This is a genomic window from Vibrio hepatarius (assembly GCF_011806575.1).
In the GTDB taxonomy this organism is placed as follows: Bacteria; Pseudomonadota; Gammaproteobacteria; order Enterobacterales; family Vibrionaceae; genus Vibrio; species Vibrio hepatarius_A.
This window is the reverse complement of record NZ_JAATOO010000025.1, coordinates 45,087-58,441: the sequence shown is the minus strand read 5'-3', so window position 1 is coordinate 58,441 and position 13,355 is coordinate 45,087. Positions and strand designations below refer to the sequence as shown.

Sequence of the window (13,355 nt, the reverse complement as noted above, 5' to 3'; positions counted from 1 at the left end):
CTAACTTTCACATCTGCACTTATGCCAGCTACTTTTTTACCAATTTATGGTCCTTATGGTGATAGTGAATGCTTATTCACACCAGCTTTGGTCTATACCAACACCAAAAATTGGTGAAATTAAATTACAGAATTAGGTTAAATGGGGAATTATGGATGAATTCCCCCTCTCAAACCGGGTTAAAAGTGGAAAAATAATAGGCGTTTAATGGATGAAAACTGCACGCTTCTCACAATTGAGTCGGAGTAAGTTGCTCAGATAAGTGTTAAGCACCCTGAATTTGGGCAAAAAAAATCGGCCATGAGGCCGATGGGAAATGAAAAAAGGAACGAAACTTAGCCAACCATAGCAATTGGTTGGACTTGGAAATGGTGATTCACTGGAAGCATACGGTCATGCATGACTTTAATCGCCTGGCCAAATACCAGTGTTTTCGAGCCGCTTAACACAAACTCTTCCAGCGAGACGGAAGCACACAAACTTGCGCACTCTCCAACTTCTAAAATAATGAATACACCACTGTGGCTCGAACTGTTTAGCTGAACGAAGTCTCCCTCTTCAACATGGACTGAACCATCAGATAGCGAATCAAAGAACCAGCTCTTAGGTTGAACCGGTTTGTGGAAACGCTTCGCTGCGACACAATATAGAGCCAGCTCAGCTTGGCGCGGTTCCGATAAATCAAGATATGCAATCTGTTCTTTATAAGTCATAAAGGCAGCAGCATCATCAACTGAGAATTCGTTAATGCCAATTGCACAATCCACAATGAGTTTACGAGGAAGGTTTGTCTTGAATACCATGCCATCACCCAAGTCGAGCATTAAATGCCCTTCTGAGTCATCATAGTACCAAGTCCATTTGTCACTGGGTTTAAGCATTATTCCAATCTCTTAATTAGTTGTGATTCTAGGTAAAACGCTTAATTACCTTTCCAAGCAATAGATTGAATTTTATAAGCTCGTAAACGAAAAAAAAGAGGAAATGAAAACTCATTTCCTCTCGATAAAACGCTATAAAGTTAAGAACATCATCGCGTGACAATGTCACGACAATCAATAACTTATTGTCAGACCTTAAAGGTTTTTGACGATCTTCGCCACTAGGCCAGGACCGTGATAAATGAAACCCGAGTAAACTTGTACAAGTTTGGCTCCAGCCATCATTTTCTCTTTTGCTGCCACGTAGGAATCAATACCACCTACTCCGATAACTGGAATCTGTTCACCAAGTTGGTCGTGAAGTTGGCGAACCACTTCAGTACTTCTTGATTGAACCGGACGACCACTTAGACCACCCGCTTCATTCGCATGCTTCATACCGTCAACCATGCTACGGTCTAGTGTCGTGTTGGTTGCGATAACACCGTCAATGTTATTTTTGATCAATGATTCACAGATCTGTTTGATCTCATCATCGCTAAGATCCGGTGCGATCTTCAGTGCCAGCGGTACATACTTATCGTGCTTCGCCGCCAACTCTGATTGTTTCTGCTTCAGCTCTGCAAGCAGCTCATCCAATGCTTCACCGTATTGTAGTGAACGTAGTCCCGGGGTATTTGGTGATGAAATGTTTACCGCGATGTAGCCTGCGTATTGGTAAACCTTTTCCATACAGATCAGGTAATCTTCCGCGCCCTTTTCGATTGGCGTGTCTTTGTTCTTACCAATATTAATACCGAGTACGCAATCAAACTTCGCTTTCTTAACGTTCTCAATTAGATTATCAACACCTAGGTTATTGAAACCCATGCGGTTGATGATCCCTTCTGCTTCTACTAAGCGGAAAAGACGTGGTTTGTCATTGCCTGATTGAGGACGTGGTGTAACCGTACCTACTTCAACAAAGCCAAAGCCCATTGCATCGAAAGCTTCAATACACTCACCGTTCTTATCTAAACCCGCAGCAAGTCCTACTGGATTACGGAATGTAAGCCCCATGCATTCTACTGGACGAGTTGGAAGTTGTTGACGATAGAAAAGATCGAGAGGAGTGCCGGTGAAACGTTTGAAGTTTTGAATTGCAAGATCATGTGCCTTTTCGGCATCAAGTTGAAAAAAGCCAGTTCTGGCTAGACGGTAAAGCATCGTGCCTCCGAAAGAAAAAAACCCCGTTATAAACGGGGCTGTATTATCAAATGTTTTACCGAATAATTCAATTAATTATGAGTAATCATTACTCAATAGCTGAACAATTCAGATTTAGTAACATTAGTTCGCGCAATGCAACGGAGAACTTGGCAAACTCGTGAACTGAACCCACTTTGAACTCGTTTAGGATGCTTTCCCAACGTTGAAGTGAAACTTCGTTCGCGTTCACCCAGTCTTCTAACGCTTGCATTACGTCTAGCGCTTCAGAAGTACAACCGCAACTTAGCACTTGTCCAGTTAACTGGCGTTGTTGCCAATCGAGATCTTCACGGAATGCAGCACGAGCCAGTGCTTGCCAGTTGTTGTCTACCGCTTGGTTATTGATTTGTTTCAAGAACCAATGCAGTGACAAACGATCGCCAAGGTTGAAGTACAGTTTTGCACTTTTCTCAACTGATTTGCCTGTTTCACGGGATACTGTGGAAATATCCAGTACTGAGTATAGGCTAGACAAACGAGATACGTAATTCGCTAGTTCAGCGGTCACACCTTGCTCAATCCAAGCTTTCGCCATTTCGTCATGCTCTTTTACTTCTGCAGGAACCAGCATGTTGTCTAGATCAGCTTTGATTGTCGCAACGTCCGCTTGGTATAGCGCAATCAGTTCATTGACAGATTGCTTACCGGTACGATTACGTAGCAACCAGCGTGACAGACGACGTAGTGTACGACGAACATAGTACATCATATCGTACTGAGCTTGCGTCGACGCTTGGTTGTCTAACTCACGCAGTTCTTCGAACACTTGTCCTAGTCCGTAGATTTCACGAGCTGCAGCATATGCGTTTGCAATATCAACAACTGAAGCGCCCGTTTCTTCTTGTAGACGAGTGACAAAGTTACAACCCATTTCGTTAACCATTTGGTTTGCCAATGCTGTTGCAATGATTTCAACGCGCAGCGGATGGTTAACCATTTGGTCCATGTAGTTACGGCGTAACTCTGTTGGGAAGTACTTAACTAGCTGTTCTGCGTGGAATTTATCATCGGCGATCTCAGCTTGTGCAAGATCTTCTTTCAGAACCATTTTCGCGTAAGCGATCAATACTGAAAGCTCAGGGCGTGTCAAAGCTTGACCTTGTTTCTCACGCTCAAGCAGAGTTTCATCATCCGGAATGTATTCCAGTGCACGGTCTAAGTGACCAGATTTTTCCAGAGCATGGATGAAACGAATTTGTTCTTTCACCAACGAAGTACCCTGCTGCTCTGTCACTGAGATAGACTCAGATTGGCAGTAGGCGTCATCGAGAACAATCTCACCCACTTCGTCTTCCATTGACTCTAGGATTTGGTTGCGCTGTTTGATCGTGAGATCACCATTCGCCACAAGACCATTTAGGAAGATCTTAATGTTAACTTCGTTGTCCGAGCAGTCTACACCACCAACGTTATCAACGAAGTCAGTGTTAACACGGCCACCAGTAAGAGCGTATTCAATACGACCTAACTGAGTCATACCTAAGTTACCACCTTCGCCGACGACTTTAGCGCGTAGGTCACGGCCATCGATACGTAGTACGTCGTTTGCACGGTCACCAACATCAGTATGCGTTTCAGTTGATGCTTTCACGTAAGTACCGATACCGCCGTTCCATAGAAGATCCACTTTCATGCTTAGGATCATCTTGATGAGCTCGTTTGGTGCCATCGAAGCTTTCTTAGTACCGATCATTTTTTGGATTTCAGGTGTCAACTCGATCGATTTTGCACGACGTGAGAATACACCACCACCCTTAGAAATGAGTTCTGGGTTGTAATCTTCCCAGCTTGAACGCGGAAGATTGAACAAGCGATTACGCTCTTCCCAGCTTGGAGCTGACTCTGGGTTTGGATCGATGAAGATGTGCATGTGGTTAAACGCAGCTTGCAAACGAATGTGCTTAGAAAGCAGCATACCGTTACCAAATACGTCACCCGCCATATCACCCACACCAATCGCAGTGAAATCTGTGGTTTGACAGTCAATGCCCATTTCACGGAAGTGACGTTTCACTGATTCCCAACCGCCTTTCGCAGTGATACCCATTGCTTTGTGGTCGTAGCCATTTGAGCCACCCGACGCAAACGCATCACCAAGCCAGAAGTTGTATTCTGCTGAAACTGAGTTCGCAAGATCCGAGAATGTCGCTGTACCTTTATCCGCTGCAACAACCAAATATGGATCGTCTTCATCGTGGCGAACAACACTCTTAGGTGGTACTACTTCACCTTCGATGATGTTATCTGACACGTCAAGTAGTGCGCGGATAAAGCGTTTGTAACAACGTTGACCTTCAGCGAAGATCTCGTCGCGGCCATTCATTGTGTGCTGACGTTTACAAACGAAACCACCTTTCGCGCCCACTGGAACGATTACCGTGTTCTTAACTTGCTGCGCTTTCACCAGACCAAGAACTTCGGTACGGAAGTCTTCTTGACGATCCGACCAACGTAAGCCACCACGTGCAACTTTACCGCCACGAAGGTGAACACCCTCGATATCTGGTGCGTAAACGAAGATCTCAAACGCAGGAACAGGTTGTGGGATTTCCGGTATGTCACTTGGTTTCATCTTTAGAGATAACCAAGGTTTCGGCTGCTTGTTCTCGTCCAACTGGTAGTAGTTGGTACGTAACGTCGCCGTGATCATCTCCATGTAGCGACGAATGATACGGTCATCATCCAAGCTATCTACGTGGTCCAACTGCTCGGTAATCTTCTTGATAAGATCGTTTTGACCTTTTTCGCTACCTTTGAATTTTGGATCAAAGCGTTTCACGAATAGATCGACTAAGCCTTTCGCCAAATCTGGGTAGTGGCTTAACGTATCTTCAATGTATTGTTGACTGAATGGGAAACCTACCTGACGCATGTAACGAGCGTACGCACGTAGAATCGAGATTTCACGGCCAGTTAATGAAGCTCCAAGCAACAATCGGTTGAAACCATCGCTTTCTAGCTCACCTTCCCAAATCGCAGCAAACGCTTGTTGGAAACGATCGCGAGCTTCACGAAGATCCACCGTTTTCTCGCTCTTATGTAACATCGAGAAATCAAGGATCCAGTACACTTGGCCATTTGCTTTGCGTACTTCGTAAGGAGACTCACCGATAACGCGCAGACCAAGGTTTTCCAACATTGGCATCACGTCAGATAGATGGATTGGCTCGTCGCGATGGTAAAGCTTCAAACGTACGGCTTTTGAATCGGCGCCTAACTCTTGTGGGCGGTAGAACAGCATGCCTAGTTTGTTGTCGTCGCTCAACGCTTCTAAACGCTGAATGTCATCAACCGCAGAGCCCGGCATAACATCTTCTTTGTACGAACGTGGGAATGCGCGCATGTACTCTTTCGAGAAAGGCAGACCTTTGCTTTCACCAAAGTTCGCTACGATCGCGTCAGATAGGCGATCATCCCAAGTTGAAGATGCTTCCATTAAATTTTGCTCAATCGTTTTTACGTCTACGTCGATATTGTTGTTATCAACACGAACAATATAGTGTGTTCTTGCAAGCGGGCTTTCAGAGAAGTACGTCGTAAACTCCACTTCTTTATCGCAGCCAAAGTACTGCTTCAGAATGCGTTGAGTTTGACGGCGCAATTCAGTGTTGTAACGATCTTTAGTCACATACACCATGCAGCTGAAGAAACGACCGTAAGGATCACGACGAACAAACAAACGCAGTAGATCGCGATCTTGCATTTGCACCACGCCCATACCGACTTCAAGCAACTCTTCTTCTTTTGCTTGCAGCAGTTCATCACGCGGGTAGTTCTCTAAAATATTGTGCAGTGCTTTGTACGAGTACGAACCTTCACGGTAGCCGCTCGCTTTCAGAATACGTTGCACTTTTTCACGAATCAGTGGAATACCTGCCACACTCTGGTTGTACACTGCAGAAGTGTAAAGACCAGTAAAACGGTGCTCACCGATAACTTTGCCTTTCGCATCAAACTTCTTGATGCCGACATAGTCCGTGTACGCCGGACGGTGAATACGCGAAGGCACGTTGCCTTTGGTCATATTCAATAGGAATGGTTTCTTCGCTTCGAGACGTGCAGAGTCTGGGAACTCAGACAACTTAACTGCACGTACGCGAGATGGGTCAGAGAACAGACCAAGACCCGCTTCTTCGGTCGGACGAAGTTCAGTATCGCCATCGACAGAAACAAGGTCGAATTCTTTGTAGCCCATAAAGGTAAAGTTGTGCTGGCCTAACCAACGTAGGAAGTTAATCGTTTCTTCATAACGATCACGTTCTACTTCTACTTTGCCTTGTTGTGCTTCTACTTGATTGGTTACCACTTCAAGTTTTTCAACCATCGGCTGCCAATCTTGTACCACTAGACGAGTATCTTTAAGAATGCTTAGCAGTTCTTCTTTTAATGAACTCATCGCAGCTTTGTCGCTCAAGCGGTCAACTTCAATATGGAATAGTGACTGTAACGCGCCCTCACCCTGGTTAATGCTAGAGATATCACCAGTTGAAGAACGAGCAATTTGGGTTGGACCATGGAGCATTAAGTGAGATGCCAAGTCCAAACGACTAAGTGCCATCTTAATCGAGTCAACCAGGAAAGGACCATCTGGAACTACGATTTCAACAATAGTGTGTGTGGACTGCCAGCCTTGACGGCTAACGGTAGGGTTAAAGACTCGAACAGAAACATCCTCTGCACCCTTTTCACTGATGTGGTGCCAAAGGCTAACAACAGCGCCATAAAGGTCAGATTCGTTACGTTCGATTAAGTCATCTTGTGAGATATTGCTAAATAAATGCTGAGCAAGTTGAGTGACTAAGGGTTGATGAGCAAGCTCGAGTTTGTCTTGAATAAGCTTGTACACTTTTTCAAGAAGAACCGGCATCAATGTTTCACGCGCGGTCATATTCACACTCCACTATTAGAATATTATGTATTTGCAGGGGATGTCGTAAGCATAGTGCTTAACACGGGTAATGCAGGGTTATTGTAAAAGCTTTATTGACAAATAGTTAATTGTTTTGGGAGTGGTATGAGGTGAAATGTTTGATAATGTGACTAAGGTTCTATTTAAACTTCTATAAAATCAGTTTCTCACAGAACTTCTAACTTCATAAACTTATTATTATGGTCAGTTGTTAAGCGAAAACGGCCTTTTACGCCAATTTGGCTCAAGAAAGGTCTGAATCTGGATGCTGGCAATTGAAGGCGCAATCCATTGTCGGTAGTCACAAGAACGTTACTAGCCGCACCATTATAGTGCGAAAGAAAAGTTTGATATGAGATGTTGAGCGAAAAATAGTAATAATTCATTCTAGTTGTTCAAAAAAGTAGCGTTTTTAGCGAGATAACAAAACCACTGTATATATGCACAGCTATCTTTAAATTAACCGCTGAAGTACGTGTCATTTGCTTTCAGATACCTATTTCACCACAGATTACCGATAAAAAAATAGCACCCTGAGGTGCTATTTTTCATTTCTGTCGACTTAAGCTTCGAGCGCTTTGGTCACTTTCTCGAACAAGTCTTTAGCCAGGTTATCCATTGACTTAAGTACTTCTAGTTCGGCTCTGATTAGAGCTTGACGCTCCTCATCGTACTTACGGAACTTAAGTAGAGGGTCTATTAAGCGTGACGCTACTTGCGGGTTGCTGCTGTTGAGCTCGCGTAGAATTTCACCCGCGAACTTGTAACCTTCACCCGACTTAGCGTGAAAACGCACTGGGTTCATATTGAGGAATGAACCAATCAAACTGCGAGTGCGGTTTGGGTTTTTGAGGCTGAACGCCTCATGTTCCATAGTCGCTTTGATCACTTGCAGTACGTTATCTGCTGGGTTTGTTCCTTGCAGCGCGAACCACTTATCCATCACCAAGCCATCATGTTTCCACTGTTCACTGTAGCTAGCCATCAATGCTTCACGGCACGCAAGCTGCGCACTATTGGCAGCGCTCATCGCCGCAATGGTGTCTGTCATGTTGTTTGCGTCAGCATACTGTTTTTCTGCTAACTCATTACCCAATGCAGTATGTGCAAGGTAAGCCAGAGCGGTATTACGTAGAGAACGTTGGCCAATTGCCGCGTGCTCGATGGTGTACACATCTTGCTTTAAGCTATGGTAAATCGCGCTAAACTCGTCGATTAACTCGTTCGCCAATTGAACTTTGATCGCTTTCAATACGCTAGCAACCGAATCTACATCCACCTGTTTGTACCAACCAGACACTTCATTGTGGCTTGGTAATGCCAGCATCTCTGCGATAAACGCTGGTTCAAGATCTTGTGATAGCAATACACCACGGAAAGCATCGACAACCGCGGCTGGCAACTCAACGTCTTGCCCACTTTGAACGCGTGTTACGTTGCTGCGAATGTATTTCGCCAGTAGCATTTGTCCGGCATCCCAACGAGCGAACTCATTCCGCGCGCGAACCATTAGGAACACTAGTTCTTCATCGCTGTAGTCGTATTCCAGTACCACTGGCGCAGAGAACTCGCGCAGCAGCGATGGAATTGGCTGTTCAGCAACGTTTTCAAACACAAAGGTTTGCTTCGCTTCGGTCACATCCAGTACATTACCAACTGCCCTTCCGTTACAGCGTAACTCAATCACATCACCATTTGCTGCATATAACTCAACGTCGAATGGAATATGCAGTGGTTGTTTGTCTTTTTGGTCGTGAGTGGGTTCGGTTAATTGCTCTACCGTTAATGAGTAAGTTTGCTTGTCGGCATTAAACTCACTGCTGACTTTCACCGTAGGTGTACCTGATTGGCTGTACCAAAGACGGAATTGTTTTAGATCGACGCCACTTGCATCTTCCATTGCTGCGACAAAGTCTTCACAGGTTGCCGCCGTTCCATCATGGCGCTCAAAGTACAACTTCATGCCTTTTTGGAAGCCTTCTTCCCCGAGCAATGTATGCATCATGCGGATAACTTCACTCCCTTTTTCGTACACAGTCAAAGTGTAGAAGTTATTCATTTCTATTACTTTTTCTGGGCGAATTGGGTGTGACATTGGGCTAGCATCTTCGGCAAATTGAGGACCGCGAATAATGCGAACATTATTGATTCGGTTAACTGGGCGCGAACCAAGATCTGAAGAAAATTCTTGGTCACGGAATACCGTTAAACCTTCTTTCAGGCTTAGCTGGAACCAATCGCGACACGTCACTCGGTTGCCCGTCCAGTTATGGAAGTACTCATGGCCGATAACCGCTTCAATGCCTAAGTAATCGGTATCGGTTGCTGTTTTCTCGTTGGCCAGAACGAACTTAGAGTTAAAGATATTAAGTCCTTTGTTCTCCATCGCTCCCATGTTGAAGAAATCAACCGCAACGATCATGTAGATATCAAGGTCATACTCTAGGCCAAAACGCTCTTCGTCCCACTTCATCGAGTTAATCAGAGATGTCATCGCATGCGGTGCGCGGTCTAGGTTCCCTTTATCGACAAAAATTTCCAGTTCAACATTGCGTCCAGATTTAGTCACATAGTGGTCACGCAATACATCGAAATCACCGGCTACTAGCGCAAATAGGTAAGCGGGTTTTGGGTGCGGGTCTTGCCACTGAACCCAGTGACGACCACCTTCAAGATCGCCTTGTGCAATACGGTTACCGTTACTTAGCAAAAACGGGTACGCCGCTTTATCGGCGATCACTTTGGTGGTGTATTTTGCTAAAACGTCTGGGCGATCGAGATAGTAAGTAATGCGGCGGAAACCTTCTGCTTCACATTGAGTACAGAATGCACCACCCGACTTGTATAGACCTTCCAGTGCAGTGTTCGCTTCTGGATCAATTTCAGTCACGATTATCAGTTCGAACTCTTGCGGAAGGTTGTTGAGTTCAAGCATACCTTCGGCTTCTTGGTATTGAGTCCAAGCTTCACCATTCACTGTTACGCTAAGCAGCTTCAGACTTTCTCCGTCAAGCTGTAGCGTGGTTGAGTCTTTTAGTTGCTTAACTTGTGAAACTGCCGTCACGATGGTCTCGTTATCAAACAGATCAAAAGTTAAGTCTAGATCGGTAATAGTGTGAGATGGTGATTGATAATCTTTACGATATTTGGCTTGAGGGGTCTGAGCCATGTCTAAATCCTTCTGACTGAGTGGTGAGTAATGCACGTCGATGCATCAAACCTGAGCATCATTAATAGTGTGCTTAAGCACAAACGCTCCTGTGTTGTCTGTTACCCAAGAGCTCGTTTTACTAATGCTGTATGAATCGAGCGGTTGCTTGTTCCAGCTAGGCAGTTTTAATTTGCCCACTAGAAAAATAGCCCGAAAATTGGCTACTAGCTTACAACTCCACAAATAAAAAAACGAGGCATTAAAAACAAATACCTCGTTTTTTCTCTGATTCTTGTCTCTACACCAAACAATCTGACTATTAAACAAGCAAAAATCTCTTTAACAATCTAGTGGGTAATAACACGTTAGCGGATTCTATTTAGTACTGCGTACATACCACCTTCTTCTTCTCCTAAGGTCAACGTATCTCGGTTGAGTGTATAACGCGTTTCGTGCTCACCGTTTTCGTACATCAACACGAGTTGGTTGCCTTCGGTGTAATAAACGCCACTATGCACCACTTCTACGCCATTTTGGTTTCTGACTCGGAAGGTAAACAGAAAGTCTGGTTGCAACACGAGGTCCATTTTGTGGACGTCACTCGCCATCAGGTCATCACCTGCTAAGTGTTGGCTTGACCAAAATCCAGCGAGAGAATTGGAGAGTGCTTTAGTAAAGGTGACGCCATTGAGGTTAAGCAGATGGTGATTGGCAGAGTATTGGTAGACTTGCGGCTCTGATGTGTTCAATCCCAAAATCAACGTATTGTCGCTAGCGTTGTATTCACCGTCCCAGTGGTCAACGGAATAGTCTTTCTTCTGGATGTCGATGTTAAAACTGTAGTTGGAATTTAAAGAGAGCTTTATCGCCAGAAAGTTTTCTTGGGACGCTTCTGGGTTTGGGTTAATCAAATACCAATCCCCGAGCAGAAATGGTTGGTCGAATTGGGTTAAATCCGAGTTATCCCGTACCGGCTCACTAGACGCAGATATACTAAAAATGATGCAAATTAATCCAATCCATCTCATAACATGCCCCTCACTCTTTTTTCTAAGCTTAGGCACTGTCATACGATTTGGCTAAAATTTCGATCTAAATCACATTAATTATTGGCATAAAAAAAGCGAGCTAATTTAGCTCGCTTTTTGTCTGACTCAGTAATTATTGAATCATATCCACCATGATAGCAACGGCTTCATCAAGATACACATCCGGAGCCTCATAGTCTTTTGGCACATCATCCAAAGACTTAAACTCAGCCGCACCCTGCGATTTTTGACGTAAATTAATACGGTCTAAACGCTCTTGGTCTGCTTTGTCGTTTTCAGCTTTACGTGTTTTCTCGTTCAAAGACAGCAAGTTGTTATCTTTTTCTGCCTTGTATCGTTCGATATCATCAGCAATCAATTTGAACTCCAAATCATTTGCGATGCGAGCTTGGTGTTTAGCATCCAGTTTTGCAATCAACTCTTTGTTACGTTGTAACACATCATATTTCGCAGGTTCGATACTATCCCACGGCAGTGCGTTGTCTTCAACACTCTCGCCCGTTTCACTTGGATCAACCGCTGTTGGGAAAGCGATGTCCGGAGCCACACCTTTATTCTGTGTACTTCCACCATCGATTCGGTAGAACTTCTGGATGGTGTACTGAACATAACCTAGAGGTTTGTCGAACAAATCGTAAATTTTGCTCAACGCTCGGTGTTGTTGAACCGTACCTTTACCAAATGAGTTCTCACCCAAGATGATACCGCGACCGTAATCTTGCATTGCTGCCGCAAAGATTTCAGATGCTGAAGCACTGTAACGGTTAACCAACACAGTTAGCGGACCAGAGTAACTGATTTCACCGTCTGTATCGGCATTAACACGCACTCGGCCGTAGCTGTCACGCACCTGAACCACTGGGCCACTGGTTATAAACAGACCAGACAACGCCGTCGCTTCGGTCAGTGCACCACCACCATTGTTGCGCAAGTCAACAATAATGCCATCCACACCCTTTTGCTTAAGTTCAGTGATCAGTTTATCTGTATCGCGAGCTAGTCCTACGTAGAAGCTAGGCACTTCCAAAACGCCGATCTTCTTGCCGTCTTTCTCGATGACCTCAGACTTAACCGCTCTGTCTTCCAAACGAATCTTGTCACGAACAATGGTGATCACTTCTGCTTTACTGTCGTTACCTTCCGGTAAGATTTGCAGGTAAACCTTTGTTCCTTTCGGACCTTTGATAAGCTGAACAACGTCATCTAAACGCCAACCAATCACATCAACGATCTCTTCACCATCTTGACCTACGCCAATAATGCGGTCGCCTTCAGACAACTGCTTACTTTTAGACGCAGGGCCACCAGCAACCAGTGAACGAATCACTGTGTAGTCTTCCGTCATTTGAAGCACTGCGCCGATCCCTTCTAGTGACAGATTCATTTCTGTCTGGAATTGGTCCGCACTTCTTGGCGACAAGTAACTGGTATGCGGGTCAATCTCGCGAGCAAAGGCGTTCATGTAGAGCTGGAACGCATCTTCGTTACGCGCCTGGCTCAGACGTTTCAACGCATTGTTGTAGCGCTTACCTAAGATCTCTTTGATTTCTTTCCAGTCTTTGCCCGTCATTTTCAAGTTAAGTGCATCGTACTTAACTCGTTTACGCCAAAGTTCATCCAGTTCCGCGTCGTTTTTCGGCCAAGCGGCCTCACTGCGGTCTAGCTCAATACTTTCGTCCGTATCGAACGTCATTTCTTTATCGAGCAAAGATAATGCGTATTGGAAACGCTCGTAACGGCGTTTCATTGATAGGTTGTAAATATCAAAAGCAATATCGTTCTTGCCAGACTTTAGCTGATCATCGAGTTGAACAGCCCATTTAGCGAATGAATCGATATCTTGTTGAGTAAACACGTTACGGCTGTAATCAAGCATTTCGACGTACCGTTCGAACATAGCTTGAGACAACTGATCATCTAAGACGAAGTGTTTGTAATGAGAGGTTCTGAAGAAAGACGTGACACGTTTACTTGCTGTCGCATGCTGTGCTTCTGGGGTTAGAGTCGGTAAGTCATCAAGACTTGTCTTTGCTTCAAGAGCGTGAGCTGAAGAAGCTGCTAGCCATAGGCTAGCAGCAATCAGCGACAATTTTGAACGGCATTTCATGCGTAGGAGT

General features: G+C 44.7%; 7 protein-coding genes. All 7 read right to left on the bottom strand.

Translation table 11 applies throughout. The features are described from left to right. Positions 1-335 precede the first annotated feature (335 nt). The 7 genes from HCZ42_RS17570 to prc all read right to left on the bottom strand — a co-directional run bounded on the left by HCZ42_RS17570 (position 336) and on the right by prc (position 13,345). Positions 336-881, bottom strand: a complete 546-nt coding sequence (locus tag HCZ42_RS17570; RefSeq protein ID WP_053408612.1) for a cell division protein ZapC — start codon at positions 879-881, stop codon at positions 336-338. Between the two features lie 195 nt (positions 882-1,076). Then, complete coding sequence (pyrD, locus tag HCZ42_RS17565; protein ID WP_167422070.1) at positions 1,077-2,087, bottom strand: quinone-dependent dihydroorotate dehydrogenase; 1,011 nt, start codon at positions 2,085-2,087, stop codon at positions 1,077-1,079. A gap of 88 nt (positions 2,088-2,175) precedes the next feature. After that, positions 2,176-7,017: an NAD-glutamate dehydrogenase gene (locus tag HCZ42_RS17560; protein WP_167422069.1), complete on the bottom strand. Its 4,842-nt coding sequence runs from the start codon at positions 7,015-7,017 to the stop codon at positions 2,176-2,178. A gap of 188 nt (positions 7,018-7,205) precedes the next feature. Beyond that, on the bottom strand, positions 7,206-7,424 hold the full coding sequence (locus HCZ42_RS17555) for a DUF2835 domain-containing protein (RefSeq protein ID WP_167422068.1): 219 nt from the start codon (positions 7,422-7,424) through the stop codon (positions 7,206-7,208). 176 nt (positions 7,425-7,600) lie between these two features. Continuing rightward, the gene (pepN, locus tag HCZ42_RS17550; protein WP_167422067.1) at positions 7,601-10,207 is read right to left on the bottom strand and encodes an aminopeptidase N; all 2,607 of its coding nucleotides are present in this window, start codon (positions 10,205-10,207) and stop codon (positions 7,601-7,603) included. A 347-nt stretch (positions 10,208-10,554) separates the two neighbouring features. Continuing rightward, positions 10,555-11,217: a hypothetical protein gene (locus HCZ42_RS17545; RefSeq protein WP_167422066.1), complete on the bottom strand. Its 663-nt coding sequence runs from the start codon at positions 11,215-11,217 to the stop codon at positions 10,555-10,557. Positions 11,218-11,350: 133 nt separating this feature from the next. Then, on the bottom strand, positions 11,351-13,345 hold the full coding sequence (gene prc / locus HCZ42_RS17540; protein ID WP_167422065.1) for a carboxy terminal-processing peptidase: 1,995 nt from the start codon (positions 13,343-13,345) through the stop codon (positions 11,351-11,353). Positions 13,346-13,355 lie beyond the last annotated feature (10 nt).

Excerpts from the sequence above, each read along its gene's own strand:
- HCZ42_RS17570 (WP_053408612.1), bottom strand. The coding sequence starts at position 881 with ATGCTTAAACCCAGTGACAAATGGACTTGGTACTATGATGACTCAGAA.
- pyrD (WP_167422070.1), bottom strand. The coding sequence starts at position 2,087 with ATGCTTTACCGTCTAGCCAGAACTGGCTTTTTTCAACTTGATGCCGAA.
- HCZ42_RS17560 (WP_167422069.1), bottom strand. The coding sequence starts at position 7,017 with ATGACCGCGCGTGAAACATTGATGCCGGTTCTTCTTGAAAAAGTGTAC.
- HCZ42_RS17555 (WP_167422068.1), bottom strand. The coding sequence starts at position 7,424 with ATGAATTATTACTATTTTTCGCTCAACATCTCATATCAAACTTTTCTT.
- pepN (WP_167422067.1), bottom strand. The coding sequence starts at position 10,207 with ATGGCTCAGACCCCTCAAGCCAAATATCGTAAAGATTATCAATCACCA.
- HCZ42_RS17545 (WP_167422066.1), bottom strand. The coding sequence starts at position 11,217 with ATGAGATGGATTGGATTAATTTGCATCATTTTTAGTATATCTGCGTCT.
- prc (WP_167422065.1), bottom strand. The coding sequence starts at position 13,345 with ATGAAATGCCGTTCAAAATTGTCGCTGATTGCTGCTAGCCTATGGCTA.